This is a genomic window from Mycobacterium sp. NBC_00419, from assembly GCF_036023875.1.
Taxonomy (GTDB): Bacteria; Actinomycetota; Actinomycetes; order Mycobacteriales; family Mycobacteriaceae; genus Mycobacterium.
The window spans coordinates 4,982,047-4,998,976 of record NZ_CP107931.1 but is presented as its reverse complement, the minus strand read 5'-3'; the positions used below and the strand labels follow the sequence as shown (position 1 = coordinate 4,998,976).

General features: G+C 67.6%; 22 protein-coding genes. 12 read left to right on the top strand and 10 right to left on the bottom strand.

Annotated elements, in window-relative coordinates; all coding sequences use genetic code 11:
* Positions 1-3: 3 nt before the first annotated feature.
* Both OG976_RS23920 and OG976_RS23915 read right to left on the bottom strand, forming a co-directional pair.
* Positions 4-1,191: a class I SAM-dependent RNA methyltransferase gene (locus tag OG976_RS23920; RefSeq protein ID WP_328354602.1), complete on the bottom strand. Its 1,188-nt coding sequence runs from the start codon at positions 1,189-1,191 to the stop codon at positions 4-6.
* The gene (locus tag OG976_RS23915; protein WP_328354599.1) at positions 1,188-3,182 is read right to left on the bottom strand and encodes an APC family permease; all 1,995 of its coding nucleotides are present in this window, start codon (positions 3,180-3,182) and stop codon (positions 1,188-1,190) included. The genes OG976_RS23920 and OG976_RS23915 overlap by 4 nt, the downstream gene beginning before the upstream one ends.
* Positions 3,183-3,315: 133 nt before the next feature.
* Between OG976_RS23915 and OG976_RS23910 the strand changes: the two genes are divergently transcribed.
* Together OG976_RS23910 and OG976_RS23905 are read left to right on the top strand one after the other, a co-directional pair.
* Positions 3,316-3,993 (top strand): potassium channel family protein, encoded by a 678-nt coding sequence (locus OG976_RS23910; RefSeq protein WP_328354596.1) that lies wholly within the window; start codon positions 3,316-3,318, stop codon positions 3,991-3,993.
* Between the two features lie 19 nt (positions 3,994-4,012).
* On the top strand, positions 4,013-4,675 hold the full coding sequence (locus OG976_RS23905) for a potassium channel family protein (RefSeq protein ID WP_328363952.1): 663 nt from the start codon (positions 4,013-4,015) through the stop codon (positions 4,673-4,675).
* Between the two features lie 10 nt (positions 4,676-4,685).
* Here the strand turns inward: OG976_RS23905 and OG976_RS23900 are convergent, their stop codons facing one another.
* A complete protein-coding gene (locus OG976_RS23900) occupies positions 4,686-5,303 on the bottom strand; it encodes a DUF3159 domain-containing protein (RefSeq protein ID WP_328363950.1) in 618 nt (205 codons plus the stop codon).
* Between the two features lie 74 nt (positions 5,304-5,377).
* Complete coding sequence (locus tag OG976_RS23895; protein WP_328354594.1) at positions 5,378-5,749, bottom strand: OB-fold nucleic acid binding domain-containing protein; 372 nt, start codon at positions 5,747-5,749, stop codon at positions 5,378-5,380.
* A gap of 118 nt (positions 5,750-5,867) precedes the next feature.
* On the opposite strand from OG976_RS23895, the gene OG976_RS23890 reads away from it, so the two are divergent.
* Positions 5,868-6,572 carry an alpha/beta hydrolase gene (locus OG976_RS23890; protein ID WP_328354592.1) on the top strand — a complete coding sequence of 235 codons (705 nt, stop codon included), beginning with the start codon at positions 5,868-5,870 and terminating at the stop codon, positions 6,570-6,572.
* Here the strand turns inward: OG976_RS23890 and OG976_RS23885 are convergent, their stop codons facing one another.
* Both OG976_RS23885 and dut read right to left on the bottom strand, forming a co-directional pair.
* Positions 6,573-7,352: a DUF3710 domain-containing protein gene (locus OG976_RS23885; protein ID WP_328354591.1), complete on the bottom strand. Its 780-nt coding sequence runs from the start codon at positions 7,350-7,352 to the stop codon at positions 6,573-6,575.
* Positions 7,352-7,816, bottom strand: coding sequence for a dUTP diphosphatase (dut, locus tag OG976_RS23880; RefSeq protein WP_328354589.1), 465 nt, complete (start codon positions 7,814-7,816; stop codon positions 7,352-7,354). The genes OG976_RS23885 and dut overlap by 1 nt, the downstream gene beginning before the upstream one ends.
* Positions 7,817-7,841: 25 nt before the next feature.
* On the opposite strand from dut, the gene OG976_RS23875 reads away from it, so the two are divergent.
* Positions 7,842-8,318, top strand: a complete 477-nt coding sequence (locus OG976_RS23875) for a DUF3093 domain-containing protein (RefSeq protein WP_328354586.1) — start codon at positions 7,842-7,844, stop codon at positions 8,316-8,318.
* 8 nt (positions 8,319-8,326) lie between these two features.
* Here the strand turns inward: OG976_RS23875 and OG976_RS23870 are convergent, their stop codons facing one another.
* Positions 8,327-8,629, bottom strand: a complete 303-nt coding sequence (locus OG976_RS23870; protein ID WP_328354583.1) for a DUF4193 domain-containing protein — start codon at positions 8,627-8,629, stop codon at positions 8,327-8,329.
* A gap of 168 nt (positions 8,630-8,797) precedes the next feature.
* Between OG976_RS23870 and cei the strand changes: the two genes are divergently transcribed.
* Positions 8,798-9,448: an envelope integrity protein Cei gene (cei, locus tag OG976_RS23865; protein WP_328354579.1), complete on the top strand. Its 651-nt coding sequence runs from the start codon at positions 8,798-8,800 to the stop codon at positions 9,446-9,448.
* Between the two features lie 3 nt (positions 9,449-9,451).
* Here cei and OG976_RS23860 read toward each other — a convergent pair whose 3' ends face one another.
* A complete protein-coding gene (locus tag OG976_RS23860; RefSeq protein WP_442930380.1) occupies positions 9,452-10,333 on the bottom strand; it encodes an inositol monophosphatase family protein in 882 nt (293 codons plus the stop codon).
* 45 nt (positions 10,334-10,378) lie between these two features.
* Between OG976_RS23860 and ppgK the strand changes: the two genes are divergently transcribed.
* The 3 genes from ppgK (at position 10,379) to OG976_RS23845 (ending at position 13,360) form a co-directional block, all read left to right on the top strand.
* Positions 10,379-11,155, top strand: a complete 777-nt coding sequence (gene ppgK / locus OG976_RS23855) for a polyphosphate--glucose phosphotransferase (protein WP_328354574.1) — start codon at positions 10,379-10,381, stop codon at positions 11,153-11,155.
* 176 nt (positions 11,156-11,331) lie between these two features.
* Positions 11,332-12,798 (top strand): RNA polymerase sigma factor, encoded by a 1,467-nt coding sequence (locus tag OG976_RS23850; RefSeq protein ID WP_328354572.1) that lies wholly within the window; start codon positions 11,332-11,334, stop codon positions 12,796-12,798.
* Between the two features lie 193 nt (positions 12,799-12,991).
* The gene (locus tag OG976_RS23845) at positions 12,992-13,360 is read left to right on the top strand and encodes a RidA family protein (protein WP_328354569.1); all 369 of its coding nucleotides are present in this window, start codon (positions 12,992-12,994) and stop codon (positions 13,358-13,360) included.
* Here OG976_RS23845 and OG976_RS23840 read toward each other — a convergent pair.
* Positions 13,345-13,710, bottom strand: a complete 366-nt coding sequence (locus OG976_RS23840; RefSeq protein ID WP_328354566.1) for a DUF952 domain-containing protein — start codon at positions 13,708-13,710, stop codon at positions 13,345-13,347. The genes OG976_RS23845 and OG976_RS23840 overlap by 16 nt on opposite strands.
* A 160-nt stretch (positions 13,711-13,870) precedes the next feature.
* Between OG976_RS23840 and OG976_RS23835 the strand changes: the two genes are divergently transcribed.
* A complete protein-coding gene (locus tag OG976_RS23835; protein ID WP_167103207.1) occupies positions 13,871-14,062 on the top strand; it encodes a DUF7455 domain-containing protein in 192 nt (63 codons plus the stop codon).
* 60 nt (positions 14,063-14,122) lie between these two features.
* On the top strand, positions 14,123-15,115 hold the full coding sequence (locus tag OG976_RS23830) for a YihY/virulence factor BrkB family protein (protein ID WP_328354560.1): 993 nt from the start codon (positions 14,123-14,125) through the stop codon (positions 15,113-15,115).
* Here the strand turns inward: OG976_RS23830 and OG976_RS23825 are convergent.
* The gene (locus OG976_RS23825; RefSeq protein WP_328354558.1) at positions 15,102-15,341 is read right to left on the bottom strand and encodes a DUF3039 domain-containing protein; all 240 of its coding nucleotides are present in this window, start codon (positions 15,339-15,341) and stop codon (positions 15,102-15,104) included. The two genes, OG976_RS23830 and OG976_RS23825, sit on opposite strands and share 14 nt — an antisense overlap.
* Positions 15,342-15,401: 60 nt before the next feature.
* On the opposite strand from OG976_RS23825, the gene OG976_RS23820 reads away from it, so the two are divergent.
* Together OG976_RS23820 and OG976_RS23815 are read left to right on the top strand one after the other, a co-directional pair.
* Positions 15,402-15,815: a DUF3099 domain-containing protein gene (locus OG976_RS23820; RefSeq protein ID WP_328354555.1), complete on the top strand. Its 414-nt coding sequence runs from the start codon at positions 15,402-15,404 to the stop codon at positions 15,813-15,815.
* Between the two features lie 147 nt (positions 15,816-15,962).
* On the top strand, positions 15,963-16,922 hold the full coding sequence (locus OG976_RS23815; RefSeq protein WP_328354552.1) for a sigma-70 family RNA polymerase sigma factor: 960 nt from the start codon (positions 15,963-15,965) through the stop codon (positions 16,920-16,922).
* Positions 16,923-16,930: the final 8 nt, after the last annotated feature.

Genomic DNA, 16,930 nt, shown 5'->3' with positions numbered 1-16,930 from the left:
GCTTCACCGCGTCAGTAGGGCAACGCATTCGATGTGATGGGTCAGCGGGAACGAGTCGAACACCCGGATCTGCTCGACGGTGTACCCGCGGGCCCGGTACAGGCCGATGTCGCGGGCGAACGCGGCGGCCTCACAACCGACGTGGATGACCCGCGGGACCCCGGCTTCGGCGAGCAGATCGATGACCTCGCGCCCGGCCCCCGACCGCGGCGGGTCGAGTACCGCGATGTCCGCGCCGGCACGCGCGGCGCCGAGCGCGCGGCGTACCGACTCGGTGAGGATCTCGACCTGCGGCAGATCGGCCAAGGCTGCGCGCGCCGAACGAGTGGCGTTGCGCGAGGTGTCAACGGACAGGACTCGTCCGCTCTCACCGACGACGTCGGCGAGCACCGCGGCGAACAGCCCCACCCCGCCGTACAGATCCCACGCTGTGGTCGCGGCGCTGTCGGCGGCCCATTGGCGCACCAGCGCGCTGTAGGTCGAGGCGGCCTCGCGGTGCGCCTGCCAGAACCCGGTCACCGGCACCCGCCACACCCGATCACCGACGCGCTGCACGGTCTCCTCGGCGCCCTCCACGACACGCGTGCGCCGCGGCTGCCGGGTAGTGCACACGATGTGGCGGCCGCCGTCGTCATCGAGCACCACGTGCACCTGCTCGCCGGGTTCCCACCGGATGGCATCCAGCCCGTCGAGCATGCCGGCCGGTAGCTGCCCGCAGTGCAGATCGGTGACGAGTTCCTCGCTGTGATAGCGGTGGAAACCGGCCCGGCCGTCGTCGCCCACCGCCAGTCGTACCCGGGTACGCCAACCCGTCGCCGCCCCGTCACCGACAGGTTCGGCGACACCGTCCCAGGTGAAGTCGCCCAGGCGCGCCAGCTGGTTGGCGACCACCTGCCCCTTGATCGCGCGGGCGGCAGCAGGGTCGGCGAAGGCCAGATCGCAGCAGCCCGCACCGTCCACTCCGGCGATCTGGCACAGCGACTCGACGCGGTCGGGGGACGGTTCAATGATCTCGAAAGCTTCTGCGTGCCAATACGATCCGCGATCGCCAGTCACCCGGGCGCGGACCCGCTCCCCCGGCAGCGCGTAGCGGACGAAAACCACGCGGCCCTCGTGCCGGGCCACGCAGCTGCCGCCGTTTGCTGCCGGACCGGTGTCGAGAACCAGTTCGGTCGGGACGGGTACGGTCACTCGACGAAACCGCGGCGAACGTCACCGGGCGCGTTCTGCTCCTGCATATCGTGCAGGCGCTCGGAGGAATTCAGTTGCCATGGAACAGAAGTCACCATCACGTTGGGCATGAACAGCAGCCGGCCTTTCAGGCGCAACGCGCTCTGGTTGTGCAGGATCTGTTCCCACCAGTGACCGACGACGTACTCGGGGATGAAGACCGTGACGACGGTGCGCGGGGCTTCCTTGCTGATCCGCTTGACGTAGTCCAGCACCGGGCGGGTGACTTCCCGGTACGGGGAGGCAACGACTTTCAGCGGCACCGTGACGTCGCTGTCCTCCCAGGTGTGCACCAGCTGACGTGTCTCGGCGTCGTCGACGTTGACGGTGATGGCCTCGAGCACATCCGGGCGGGTCGCCCTGGCGTAGGACAACGCGCGCAGCGTCGGCAGGTGCAGCTTGGAGACCAGCACGACAGCATGGTTGCGGCTGGGCAATACGATGTCGCCCTGCTCGGCCTCCTGGGCGGCCAGCTCCCGCGACACCGTGTCGTAGTGCTTGTGGATCGCCTTCATCAGGACGAACAGGCTCGACATCGCCACGATCGCAATCCACGCGCCGGCAGCGAATTTGGTGACCAGCACCACGATCAGCACAGAGCCGGTGGCGATGAATCCGATGGTGTTGATCACCCGCGCGCGGATCATGCGGCGCCGGGCCGCCGGGTCGGTTTCGGTGCGCAGATGCCGGGTCCAGTGCCGCACCATGCCGATCTGGCTGAGCGTGAACGAAATGAACACACCCACGATGTAGAGCTGGATCAGCGCGGTGACCTCGGCGCGGAATGCCACCACGAAGGCGATGGCCGCCAGCGCCAGGAAGACGATGCCGTTGGAGAACGCCAGCCGGTCGCCGCGGGTGTGCAGCTGGCGCGGCAGGTAGCGGTCCTGGGCCAGGATGGAGCCCAGCACCGGGAAGCCGTTGAACGCGGTGTTGGCGGCCAGCACCAGGATCAGCGCGGTAACGCCGGTGATCAGGAACAGCCCCGGCGGGAAGTTGTGGAAGATCGAGTCGGCCAGCTGCGCCACCAGAGTCTTCTGCTGGTAGCCCGGCGGTGCCCCGATGAGCTGTTCCTCGGGCCGCTCGGCGACCTTGGCGCCGGTCTCCAGGGACAACACGATCATGCCGATGAAGAGCGTCACCGCGACACCACCCAGCAGGGCCAGCGTGGTCGCGGCGTTCTTCGACTTGGGTTTGCGGAACGCCGGCACCCCGTTGCTGATCGCCTCCACACCGGTCAGCGCCGCACAGCCGGACGAGAACGAGCGGGCGACCAGGAACACCAGCGCCAGGCCCATGACGTCACCGTGTTCGGAACGCAGGCCGAAACCGGCCGACTCAGCCTGCAGGTGGTGGCCCAGGACGTGGATCTGGAAGAACCCCCACAGCAGCATCAGGAACATGGCGATCATGAAGGCGTAGGTCGGGATGGCGAAAGCGGTGCCCGATTCCCGGATCCCCCGCAGGTTGGCCGCCGTCAGCAGCACGATCGCGGTGACCGCGAAGATCACTTTGTGCTCGTTGATGAACGGGACCGCCGAGCCGATGTTCGACATCGCCGAGGCCATCGACACCGCGACGGTCAGCACGTAGTCGACGAGCAGCGCGCTGGCCACCGTCAGCCCCGCAGTCGGCCCCAGATTGGTGGTCACCACCTCGTAGTCGCCGCCGCCGGACGGGTAGGCGTGCACGTTCTGCCGGTAGGACGCGACCACGACGAGCATCACCAGGGCGACTGCCAGTCCGATCCACGGCGCCATCGAATACGCGGCCAGCCCGGCGACCGAGAGCACCAGGAAGATTTCCTCGGGCGCGTATGCCACCGACGACATGGCATCGGAGGCGAAGACAGGAAGGGCGATCCGCTTGGGCAGCAGCGTGTGGCTGAGCTTGTCGCTGCGGAAGGGTTGCCCCAGGACCAGCCGACGCGCGGCGGTCGAAAGCTTAGACACGAGTGCCAAGACTAAGCCCAACGGCGTTTGGCTGTAGCGTTCCCCATACTGTCGTTGTCCGCACGCATGGGTCAGCCACTTTCCGGCCCCCGCTGCGGCGGGCCGACGCACGACGTAGCCGAGAGGACAGCTGGTGCGGATAGTGGTGATGGGGTGCGGCCGAGTAGGCGCCTCGCTGGCCGACGCGCTATCCCGGATCGGGCATGACGTCGCAATCATCGACCGCGACGGAACGGCCTTCCACCGACTGTCCCCGGAGTTCTCCGGCGAGCGGGTGCAGGGCATGGGCTTTGACCGGGAAGTGTTGCTGCGCGCGGGTATTCAGAATGCCGACGCCTTTGCCGCGGTGTCCTCCGGTGACAACTCCAACATCATCTCCGCGAGAGTCGCCCGCGAGACCTTCGGCGTGAAGCGGGTGGTGGCCCGCATCTACGACGCCAAGCGCGCGGCCGTTTACGAACGCCTCGGCATCCCCACGGTGGCCACCGTGCCGTGGACCACCGACCGGCTGCTCAACGCGCTCGTCGGCGACACCGAGACCACCAAGTGGCGCGATCCCACCGGCACCGTGGCAGTCGCGGAAGTCTCGCTGCACGAAGGGTGGGTGGGTCACCGGGTGACCACCCTGGAGGAGGCCACCGGCGCGCGAGTGGCGTTCCTGATCCGATTCGGCACCGGAATCCTGCCCGAAGCCAAGACCGTCGTGCAGGCCGGCGATCAGGTCTACGTCGCGGCGGTGTCCGGGCGTGCCGCCGAGGCGCTGGCGATCGCCGCGCTACCACCGGGGCCGGACGCCGGAGAGGGGCACTAGCCAGATGGGCGAGAAACGGTTGAAGGTCGCGATCGGCGGGGCCGGCGCGGTCGGTCGTTCGATCGCCCGCGAGCTCGTGGACAACCACCACGACGTCACCCTGATCGAGCGCAACGCCGAGCATGTCGACGTCGACGCGATCCCGGCCGCGCACTGGCGCCTCGGTGACGCGTGCGAGCTCAGCCTCCTCGAGGCGGTGCACCTCGAGGAGTTCGACGTGGTGATCGCCGCGACCGGCGACGACAAGGCCAACGTGGTGCTCTCGTTGCTCGCCAAGACCGAGTTCGCGGTGTCGCGGGTGGTGGCCCGCGTCAACGACCCGCGCAACGAGTGGCTGTTCGACAGCGCCTGGGGCGTCGACGTCGCGGTCTCCACCCCGCGCATGCTGGCCTCCCTGGTCGAGGAGGCCGTCGCGGTGGGCGATCTCGTGCGTCTGATGCAGTTCCGCCAAGGCCACGCCAACCTCGTCGAGATCACGCTGCCCGACGACACGCCTTGGGGTGGCAGGCCGGTGCGCAAGCTGACCCTGCCGCGCGACGCGACGCTGGTGACGATCCTGCGCGGTCCGCGGGTGATCGTGCCCGAACCGGACGAGCCGCTGGAAGGCGGTGACGAGTTGTTGTTCGTCGCCGCACCGGAGGTCGAGGGCGAACTGCGCTCGACGGTGCTCGCGGAATCCTAAGGCTGACGCTTCAGTCGCCGGCCGGCTCGATCTCGGTGTCGGCCTCTTCTTCGGCATGCCGGGCGTGCACCGCACGCTGGGCGACGCGGATCGCCAAATAGGTCACCAGGGCTGCGACCGCGGTCAACGGCCAGCCCATCGCGATACGGGCCACACCCAGCCAGCCCGTCCGGTCGGCGTCGTAGAGCTGATGCTGAACCACGAAGCGGGCGCCGAACACCAGTACCCAGGTCAAGGTGGCGATGTCGAAAGCCAACACCGCTCGCCTGCTCTGCCGCCAGGCGCGGTCATGACCGTTGATCCAGCTCCACACGTAACCGACCACCGGCCGGCGGATCAGGATCGAGGCGGCGAACACCGTGGCCCACAGCAGCGAGGTCCAGATGCCGAGCAGGAAGTACCCCTTCGAGGCTCCGACGATCCAGGCGATCAGGGCGCTGATGCCCACGCCGATGAACCCTGAGATGGCGGGTTGCACGGAGTCCCGGCGGATCAGTCGCCACACCAGGATCAGCGCGGCCACACCCAGAGCGGCACTGATGGCGGGAACGAGCCCGAAGGCGGTGTTGACCGGGACGAGGACGGCGACGGGGAGGGCGGAGTAGATGAGTCCGCTGATGCCGCCCATCTGGGCCAGCAGCGCCTGCGCCGGGGTTTTCTTGACTTCTTCGTCCACGGGTTCGGAGGTGGCCTGCGCCTCGCTCAACGCTGGATCTCGTAGTGCGGGTTGTAGATGGCCTTGCCGCCGTTCTCCAGGGTGCCGAGCCGGCCATGTACCCGCAGGGTCCGTCCGGACTCGATGCCGGGGATGCGGCGCTGGCCCAGCCAGACCAAGGTGACGATGTCGGTGCCGTCGAAGAGTTCGGCGCGCACGCCGCCCGCACAGCCCTTGGCATTGGTGTCCACGCTGCGCAGCGTGCCGACCATCGTGACTTCTTGTCCGCGCCGACAGTCGACGGCCCGATGTGCACCGGTGCTGGCGGCCTCGCCGGTCAGCTCCTCGGCGTCGCGTTGCTCGGGATCTTCCGTCAACCGACGCGTGATGCGGCGAACAAAACCTTCGGCCGTAGCCATGGCCTCTCCTGAAGTTCGATCACACTGCCAACGTCACGGTAGACCTGTTGGTTCCCCAATGCCACGCGGCATACCCGGAGCGGACGCGGTTCTATCGACACAAGGCACGATTGCCGCTATGTCGATCACTCTGCATGGCGTGACGGCGGTTCTGCTGCCCGGAACCGGCTCCGACGACGACTACGTCTACCGCGCCTTCAGTGCACCCCTACACCGGGCCGGTGCGGTGGTAGTGGCCGTCGCACCACAGCCGAAAAGCCTGGTCAGTGGCTATCTCTGGGCGCTCGACGACGCCGCCCGGCACGGCCCGGTCGCGGTGGGCGGCGTGTCCATCGGCGCGGCCGTCGCCGCAGCGTGGGCGCTGGCGCACCCCGAGCGCGTCGTGGCGGTGCTGGCAGCACTGCCGCCGTGGACCGGTGACCCGAACCAGGCTGCCGCCGCACTGGCCGCCCGCCACACCGCACATCAGTTGCGCACCGATGGCCTGGCGGCCACGACGGCACAGATGCGCGACTCCAGTCCGGCCTGGCTCGCCGACGAGCTCACCCGCAGCTGGCTGGCGCAGTGGCCGCAGCTACCTGAGGCGATGGAGGAAGCCGCACGCTACGTCTCCCCCACCACTGCGGAGTTCGAGCGGCTCGGCGTGCCGATGGGAGTGGTCGGTGCCACCGACGACCCGATCCACCCGCTGGAGGTGGCACTGGAGTGGGTGTCGGCGGCACCGCGCGCAGCGCTACGCACCGTCACACTCGATGAATTCGGGCCGCAGCCGAGCCTGTTGGGCGCGGCCTGCCTGGACGCGCTGAACGAGGCTGCGGGCTAGCTACCCGCCGGTGCTGGTGCTGCGCAGCTGCTGCATCGCCGAACCCGACGCACTGCGCCGCTCGACGGGCGCAAGTCCCTGCGCCTGCTGCTGTTGCTGGATCAGCGCCTGCTGGGCGGCGGCCATCTGCGCCTGCTGGGCGGCAGCCTGACGAAGCTGTTCGGCCATCGGCTCGGGCAGCTGGACCGGCAGCGGTGTGCGCACCGGCAACGGGGTCTCACCGCGACGAACGACTGTGTCGGACAACGCTTCCCGCGCCTCGGCGGTCAGCCGGTCCATGGTTTCGGGGCCGCCGTTGACCACGCAGCGGATCATCCACCGGAATCCGTCGACCCCGATGAACCGCACGACACCGGCGCCGGTGCCCACAACCTCGCGGCCCCACGGGCCGTCCTGGATGGACACCTGGGCGTTGTCCTTGCGCAGCGAGTCGGCCAGTTCACCGGCGACCTCGCGCCACAGTCCGGCCGTCTTGGGAGCGGCGTAGGCGGCGATTGTGAACCGGCCATTGGGGGTGACGACCCAGATCGCGCTGGGCACGCCGCCCTCGTTCAGTTCCACCTGAACCTGACCAGCCGCCGGCATCGGGATCAGCACCGACCCGAGATCGAGGCGCGCCTCCGCAGCGTCGTCGGGGTTGTCGAAGTCCTCGATGTCGAAGGGCCCGCCGTCGAGCTCCTCGAGGTCCTCGATGTCGTCGTCCTGCGATTCGGAGGCCACCACCGGCGTGTCGGGGGTCTCGTCGCGGGAATCGTCGTTCTTACGTCTGCCGAATGCCATCACAAACTCGCATGTCCGCCGGAGGATCCGTGGCCGCCCTCGCCACGGGTGGTGTCTGCCAGTCCGGCCTCGTCGAACGAGACCACTTCGACCAGCTCTGGTAGTTCGACCCGCTGGACCACGAGCTGGGCGATGCGGTCGCCGCGCCGAATCTCGATCGGCGTGGTCGGGTCGAGGTTGATCAATGAGAGCTTGATTTCCCCGCGATAGCCCGCATCAATCGTGCCGGGGCTGTTCACGATCGAAAGTCCAACGCGCGCAGCCAAACCGGAACGCGGATGAACCAGCCCGACCATGCCGTGGGGAATCGCGACGGCGATCCCGGTACCCACCAGGGCACGATGCCCCGGCGCCAGGTCGACGTCCTGCGCCGAGTACAGATCGACACCGGCATCGCCGGCATGGGCACGGCTGGGCATAGGAAGATCGCGGTCCAGGCGAACCACCGCGAGACTGGTCGGCACGATGCCACAGACTACCCTTGGCCCCGTGTCTGGTTCGCGTGTGACCTCGCAAACCCTGCGTTATCGCGAGCGGCTGTGGGTGCCGTGGTGGTGGTGGCCGCTGGGTCTGGTGCCGGCCTGGATCATCGCCAAGGAAGTCACGATGGGTGTGCGCTCGCTGCCCACGTGGTTGCCGTACGCCGTGCTCGGCTTGGTGGCAGTCGGCGTGTTGTTGTGGCTGTCACGCACCGAGGTCAGGGTGGTCGGCGACGGCCCCGACGTCGAACTGTGGGCCGGACAAGCGCATCTGCCGGTCTCGGTGGTGACACGCTCGGCCGAGATTCCCCGCACCGCCAAGTCGGCCGCCCTGGGCCGCCAGCTCGACCCGGCGGCGTTCGTCCTGCACCGCGGTTGGGTCGGCCCCCTGGTTCTGCTCGTCCTCGACGACCCCGACGACCCCACGCCCTACTGGTTGGTCAGCGCACGGCACCCCGACAAGGTGCTCTCGGCGCTGCGAAGCTGACTGTCCGGCTACGCCGCGCAGTCTGTGCAGATCATCGTGCCGTTCTTCTCGCTGGCCAGCCTGCTGCGGTGATGCACCAGGAAGCAGCTCGAACAGGTGAACTCGTCGGCCTGTTTGGGAATGACCCGGACCGATAGTTCCTCCCCAGACAGGTCGGCTCCGGGCAGTTCGAAGTTCTCGGCAGTGTCTGATTCGTCGACGTCGACGACAGCTGATTGCGCCTCGTTGCGCCGTGCCTTGAGCTCCTCGAGTGAGTCCTCGGACACCTCGTCGGTCTCTGAACGCCGTGGAGCGTCGTAATCGGTAGCCATCTCGTCCCCTCGTAACCTCAGCAAGGCTTTGTATCAGCGTCGAACGCATCCGCCAAACGATTCGTGCCCAGATCACACCGCATTCAAGTGTGATTTACGTCACGTCTATTGATATCCCGTGTTGGGCGTGTTCCGCCGAGGTGCCCGAGGTGGTTCTAGAGTGCATCCGTGGTCGCTCAAATTACCGAAGGAACCGCCTTCGACAAGCATGGTCGCCCGTTTCGCCGCCGCAACTATCTGCCCGGCATCATCGCCGTGGGTGTGTTGTTCGCGATCACCGCGCTGGTGTGGGCCGTCGTCCTGACCCGCCCGGTCGACGTCCGTGAAGCCGCGGCCTGCAACGCGCCGCCTTCCTCGGCCGACGCCGCCGCACCGAAGCTCGGTGAGCAGGTCTCGCGATCGACGCTGATCGACGTCGCGCCGGCCAAGCTCGCCGAGGCCAAGGTTCGGGTGCTCAACGCCAGCGGCCAGGGCGGCCAGGCCGGCGAGGTGGCCGGAGCGCTGCGTGACATTGGTTTCGCGCAGCCGACCGCGGCCAATGACCCCGTCTACGCCAATGACCGGCTCACCTGCCAGGGCCAGATCCGGTTCGGCGCCAACGGCAAGGCCGGTGCTGCCGCGGTCTGGCTGGTCGCCCCCTGCGTCGAGCTCTACCAGGACGACCGCAAGGACGACTCCGTCGACCTGGCCATCGGCACCGACTTCACCACGCTGGCCCACAGCGACGACATCGACGCCGTCCTGGCCGGGCTGCGCCCGGACGCCACCGAACCGGCGGACTCGGCCCTGATCGCCAAGATCCATAACGGAACCTGCTGACGCTCAGTCCAGCGCACGCAGTCCCCCGAAACGCTCCAGCGTCTCGACCAGCGGCGTGAACACCCCCGGCGCGGCGGCCACCAGCACGGCGCCGTCCTCGTCACCGGGGAACCGCACCAGGGCGCCGGCTTCGGTGACCACCAGGGCGGCGGCCGCCCAGTCCCACACGTGCAGGCCGTGTTCGTAGTGGGCATCGAGGCGGCCCTCGGCCACCATGCACAGATCCAGTGACGCCGAACCGACCCGCCGGATATCGCGCACCAGCGGCAGGATGTCGGCCAGCAACGCCGCCTGCTCGGCGCGGCGGGACGCGGCATAGCCGAAGCCGGTGCCCACCAACGCCATCGACAGATCGCTGACCGGGCGGCAGCGCAGGGCCCTGCGCCGGCCGTCGCGCACCACGTGCGCGCCACCGCCGCGAGCAGCCGAATACACGTCACCGCTGACCACGTCGGCAACCGCGCCGGCCACTGATTCGCCGTCGATCTGTGCGCCGATCGAGATCGCGTACGCGGGGATCCCGTAGACGAAGTTCACCGTGCCGTCGATGGGGTCGAGCACCCAGCACACCGCACCGCCGAAATCAGCGCGCGGGCCACCGCCCTCCTCACCGAGGATCGGATCGCCCGGCCGCTGAGCGGCGAGCCGATCACGCAGCAGCGCTTCGGTTTCGGTGTCGACCACGGTGACCGGATCGGTGGCTGTGCTCTTCGACTGCACCGCGTCGGCCCGGTCGGCATCGGCGGCGTCGCCGAAGACCTCGGCACGGCGCCGGCGCACGAAGGTCGCCGCCTCGGTGGCCAGCGCCTCGGCCAGCGCGCGCAGATGCTCGGGCGTGTTGTCATTCACCGGGCTATCGCAGCACACGCGGCAGTGGGTACGCATTAGTGTGTGGATCGCGCAGACCGCCCGCCTCGCCCAGGAGCAGCCATGACCGGAACTGAGACCGCCCCAGGACAGAACCGAGGATTCGGCGTCGACGTCGGCGGCAGCGGGGTCAAGGGCGGCGTCGTCGACCTGGACACCGGACTACTCATCGGCGAACGCTTCAAGCTCCTCACTCCCCAGCCCGCGACACCCGAGGCGGTCGCCAAGACCGTCGCCGAGGTGGTCAACCACTTCGGCTGGACCGGGCCCCTGGGCGTCACCTACCCGGGCGTCGTCGTCGACGGGGTGGTGCGGACCGCGGCCAACGTCGACAAGGCCTGGATCGGTGCCAACGCCGCCGAGCTCTTCGGCGCCGCCCTGGACGGCCGGCAGGTGACGGTTCTCAACGACGCCGACGCAGCAGGCCTGGCCGAGGAGCGCTACGGCGCCGGGCGCGCCGAGAACGGTGTCGTCGTGTTGTTGACCTTCGGCACCGGCATCGGCTCGGCGGTCATTCACAAAGGCGTCCTGCTGCCCAATACCGAGTTCGGCCACCTCGAGGTCGGGGGCAAGGAAGCCGAGCACCGCGCCGCCTCCTCGGTCAAGGAGCGCAAGGAGTGGAGCTACGAGCGGTGGAGCGAAGAGGTGACCAAAGTGCTGGTCGCGGTCGAGAACCTGATCTGGCCTGACCTGTTCATCGCCGGTGGCGGGATCAGCCGCAAAGCCGACAAGTGGATCCCGCTTCTGAAGAACCGCACCCCGGTAGTGGCGGCCGAACTGCTCAACGAAGCCGGCATCGTGGGCGCCGCGATGGCGGCCGCAGGCGACGCCAAGAACTGAATTTCGCCCGCTGAGCGGGTGTAGTGCCAACCAGTCGTTACAATGGTCGACGGCGGCCGCCTACCGGATAGCGGCAAGTATCCACAACGAGATCCACGCCGATATTCCTGATAGCCGACGCTTTCGGTCGGGCGCGCCCACGCCCGCCGACAGCCAGCACGACCGAAAGGGTGTACGTGGCAGCGACCAAAGCAAGCCCGGCAACCGACGAGCCGGTGAAGCGCACCGCCACCAAGACTCCCGCGAAGCGGCCGGCGGCGAAGGCACCCAACGGTTCCGCCCCGGCCAAGCGGGCCACCAGGACCGCCCCCGCGGGGACTGCGACGACCGAGGCCGAGGACATCGAAACCACGACGAAGAGCCGCCCGGCCGCCAAGGCCGCCCCTGCCAAGAAGGCCACCAAGGCCGCGCCCGGGCGCGCCAAGAAGGCCGAGCCGGGCGCTGAGGGCGACGTTGTCGCCGAGGACCTGGACACCGACATCGAAGCCGATCCGGAACTCGACGTCGCCGTAGAAGACATCGAACTCGAGGATCTCGAGGACGTCGCCGAAGACGACGTGGTCGTGGCCGACGGGGAGGCCGCGCCCGTCGCCGAGGCCGACGCCGCCGAGGACGAGGACATCGGCGAGCCGTCGGAGAAGGACAAGGCGTCCGGAGACTTCGTCTGGGACGAGGAGGAATCCGAGGCGCTGCGTCAGGCCCGTAAGGACGCCGAGCTCACCGCCTCGGCGGACTCGGTGCGCGCCTACCTCAAGCAGATCGGCAAGGTCGCGCTGCTCAACGCCGAGGAAGAGGTGGAGCTGGCCAAGCGGATCGAGGCCGGTCTGTATGCCACCCAGAAAATCTCCGAGCTCGCCGAGAAGGGCGAGAAGCTACCTGTGCAGCAGCGCCGCGACATGCAGTGGATCTGCCGCGACGGAGACCGCGCCAAGAACCACCTGCTGGAGGCCAACCTGCGTCTGGTGGTGTCGCTGGCCAAGCGCTACACCGGCCGTGGCATGGCATTCCTGGACCTGATTCAGGAAGGCAACCTGGGTCTGATTCGCGCGGTCGAGAAGTTCGACTACACCAAGGGCTACAAGTTCTCCACGTACGCCACCTGGTGGATCCGCCAGGCGATCACCCGCGCGATGGCCGACCAGGCCCGCACCATCCGTATCCCGGTGCACATGGTTGAGGTCATCAACAAGCTGGGGCGCATCCAGCGCGAGCTGCTTCAGGACCTGGGCCGCGAGCCCACTCCCGAAGAGCTGGCCAAGGAGATGGACATCACGCCGGAGAAGGTGCTGGAGATCCAGCAGTACGCGCGTGAGCCGATCTCGCTGGACCAGACCATCGGCGACGAGGGCGACAGCCAGCTCGGCGACTTCATCGAGGACAGCGAGGCCGTGGTGGCCGTGGACGCGGTGTCGTTCACCCTGCTGCAGGATCAGCTGCAATCGGTTCTCGAGACGCTGTCGGAGCGCGAGGCCGGCGTGGTGCGGCTGCGATTCGGCCTGACTGACGGCCAGCCGCGGACCCTCGACGAGATCGGCCAGGTGTACGGGGTGACCCGCGAGCGCATCCGGCAGATCGAGTCCAAGACCATGAGCAAGCTTCGCCATCCGAGCCGCTCGCAGGTCTTGCGCGACTACCTGGACTAAAAGGGCGCCAGCGCTCCCGCCTGAGGTTCGGGCGGGAGCGGCCCTTGTCCAGCACGCTTCAGTTGCTTGGACTTCGAGCACTGGGAGGAAGCCGCCCCCGCGTAATTGACGCTAGCGGCCATCGGCTGCAGACGACAACCGCTGGGCGAAACTCAGATGCGAACGCAACCCGCACCCGCCTAACCTGACCGTCGTGGCCAACCGGGTGAACGTGTCGTCTGAATCCGTCTACGAACCCGAGGTCGGGTACTCGCGGGCGGTGCGAACCGGGCCCCTGATCGCCGTCGCGGGAACCACCGGCGCGGGCGCAGACATCGTCGAACAAACGCGAAATGCGTTGCAGCGCATCGAGTCTGCGCTGGAATCGCTCGGCGCCGGGCTGTCCGACGTCATCCGCACCCGGATTTACGTCACCGACATCTCCCGGTGGCGCGACGTCGGGGCGGTACACGCCGAATTCTTCGGTGCGGTCAGGCCGGCCGCCACCATGGTCGAGGTGTCAGCGCTGATCGAGGCAGATTTGCTGGTCGAGATCGAAGCCGATGCCTACGTCGACGACTGAAGGGGCGGGAAGCTTCCGTCGGGTCCCGGCGGGTAGGGCACGACCTCGACGACGGCGTCGGCCGGCAACGGGCCGTACAGGTGCGGGAACAACATCGACTCGGGATCCGTTGGCACTCCGGGTTCCCACCGCACCGGCGCGGTGAGAGCCTGCGGGTCGATGCGCAGCAGCACCAGGTCGGTCCGGCCGGCGAAAAGCCGGTTGGCCGGCAGGTGAACCTGGTGTGGCGCCGACAGGTGGACGAACCCGACGTCGGTCAGCGACGGGGGGCAAAGTTCGCCGCTTTGCCTGGCTTGGGCCCAGTCGCGACGTCCACACAGGTGGAGTAAGAAATCGGGATTCGGGTACATACGACCACACTGCATCACCCGCAACACGAGGGAGCGTGAGACACGACACAACCTCAAACCCCCGGGGAACAAGGCCGGAACGCAAAACGTCTGAGACAGTAGAGATACGCGACGGTGGCGCCGAAACCGCCGGCGCGCTGAGCACCTTACGGAGGAGCCCATGACCGCATTCTTGACCAGTCCCGAATTGACCAGGGCTGATCGCTGCGACCGCTGCGGTGCGGCGGCCCGGGTGCGAGCCAAGCTTCCTTCCGGGGCTGAGTTGCTGTTCTGCCAGCACCACGCCAACGAGCACCAGGCCAAGCTGATCGAGCTGGCCGCCGTAATCGAAGTGAGTCCCGCGGACGCATGACGCGGCCTGACGGCCACGTCGCTGGGCAGGACGGGAACCGTCAGGAATGCTGGACTGGTCATGACTGACCAGCCTGCGAAACCTTCCCGCCATCACGTGTGGCGCATCACTAAGCGAACCCTGTCGAAAAGCTGGGACGACTCGATCTTCTCGGAGTCCGCCCAGGCAGGTTTCTGGTCGGTGCTCTCGTTGCCGCCACTTCTGCTGGGGATGCTCGGCAGCCTTGCCTACATCGCCCCGCTGTTCGGGCCCGACACCCTGCAGCGCATCCAAGATCAGCTGATCAGCACCTCGAACAGGTTCTTCTCCCAGAACGTCGTGTCCGAGATCATCGAGCCGACGGTGCGCGACATCGTGGTCGGTGCCCGAGGTGAGGTCGTCTCGGTCGGTTTCGTCATCAGTCTGTGGGCGGGATCCTCAGCGGTGTCGGCGTTCGTCGACTCCGTCGTGGAGGCCCACGACCAGACGCCGCTGCGCCACCCGGTGCGCCAGCGCTTCTTCGCCCTGGGCCTCTACGTGGTGATGCTGGTGGTAGTGATCGCGGCGGCACCGTTTGTCGCACTCGGCCCGCGCAAGGTGTCCGAGTACATCCCGGACAGCTGGGACAACATCCTGCAGTACGGCTATTTTCCCGTGCTGATGTTCGTGGTGATCGTGGCCGTGACCATCCTCTACCGCGTCTCGCTGCCCAGACCACTGCCGACCCATCGGCTGGTGTGGGGCGCGGTGCTGGCCGTGGCGGTGTTCGTGGTGGCAACGATGGGCCTGCGGTTCTACCTGACCTGGATCACCAGCACCGGCTACACCTACGGCGCGCTGGCCACCCCGATCGCGTTCCTGTTGTTCGCGTTCTTCCTGGGCTTCGCGATCATGATCGGGGCCGAACTCAACGCCGCGATCGACGAGGAATTCCCGGCACCGGTCCCCCGCGGCCGCCAGTTGCGGACCTGGCTCGAGCACAAGGCGCGCTCGCTGGGCGAGAACACCAACCAGGCGGCCAAACCCGCGCAACCCAGCCCGGAGCCGACGGCCGAGCCGGTCAGCCCTTCTTGAGGCTTTCGTAGACCTTCTTGCAGTCCGGGCAGACCGGCGAGCCTGGCTTGGCGGCCCGGGTCACCGGGAACACCTCGCCACACAGGGCAACCACGTGGGTTCCCATGACGGCACTCTCGGCGATCTTTTCCTTCTTCACATAGTGGAAGACCTTGGGAGTGTCGTCGTCGGTCCCGTCATCGACGCGTTCGTCGGTGTCGGTGCGCTCGATCGTCTGGGTCTGCATGAAAGCCATTCTGCCCGGTAACACTGATGTAAGAAACCGGCCGGGTTAAACCGCTCCAAGATGTGGAACAGTAGGGGGATGAAGCACGAGGTGGGTTTCGACGACGATGGTCGGCCCGTGCTCATCACCGCGGCAGCGCCTGCTTACGAGGAGCAGCATCGCGCGCGGGTGCGTAAGTACTTGGCGATCATGTCTTTTCGTATCCCGGCCTTGCTGCTGGCGGCGATCGCCTACGGAATCTGGCACAACGGGCTGATCTCGCTGGCCATCGTCGCAGTGTCGATTCCGCTGCCGTGGATCGCGGTGCTCATCGCCAACGACCGGCCGCCGCGCCGCGCCGAGGAGCCGCGCCGGTACAACGACAAGCCCAACCGCACCCAGCTGTTCCCGCGGCCTGATCGCCGGGCCATCGAGGCCGTCATCCCCACCGTGCAACCGCATCCGGCCGGACCGGCCGACACCGGTTCCCGCTGAGCGCCACCGCGCGCCATTCTCAGCACATTCTCAGAACCTCGCGACATTCCTGCACGTCAGAGGGTGTGAGATGGCAACCGCGTGGGAACTCTTAGCTCCTACTCGACGTTGAACCATTTGACAGTCGGAGCCGATCAGGAGGCCACCATGGCACATGCCACCACCAGCCGATTCGACAGCGATCTGGATGCCCAGAGCCCAGCTGCTGACCTGGTGCGCGTCTATCTCAATGGCATCGGCAAGACCGCACTACTGAGCGCCGAGGATGAGGTCGAGCTGGCCAAGCGCATCGAAGCCGGCCTGTACGCCAAGCACCTGTTGGACACCCGCAAGCGCCTCAGCGACAACCGCAAGCGCGATCTGGCGATCGTGGTCCGCGACGGCCAGGCCGCGCGCAGCCACCTGCTGGAAGCCAACCTCCGCCTGGTGGTGTCGTTGGCTAAGCGCTACACCGGTCGCGGAATGCCGCTGCTGGATCTCATCCAGGAGGGAAACCTGGGCTTGATCCGCGCAATGGAAAAGTTCGACTACACAAAGGGTTTCAAGTTCTCCACCTACGCCACGTGGTGGATTCGCCAGGCCATCACCCGCGGTATGGCCGACCAGAGCCGCACCATCCGGCTTCCGGTCCACCTCGTCGAGCAGGTGAACAAGCTGGCCCGCATCAAGCGTGAGATGCACCAGAACCTGGGCCGCGAGGCCACCGACGAGGAACTGGCTGAAGAGTCGGGCATCCCGGTCGAGAAGATCAACGATCTGCTCGAGCACAGCCGCGACCCGGTGAGCCTCGATATGCCGGTCGGCAGCGACGAGGAAGCCCCGCTCGGCGACTTCATCGAGGATGCCGAGGCGATGTCGGCGGAGAACGCGGTGATCTCGGAGCTTCTGCACACCGACATCCGCAGCGTGCTGGCCACGCTCGACGAGCGCGAGCACCAGGTGATCCGGCTGCGGTTCGGCCTCGACGACGGCCAGCCCCGCACTCTGGACCAGATCGGCAAGCTGTTCGGTCTGTCCCGCGAGCGGGTCCGCCAGATCGAGCGCGAGGTCATGGCCAAGCTCCGCAACGGCGAGCGGGCCGATCGACTGCGGTCCTACGCCAGCTGAACCACCCC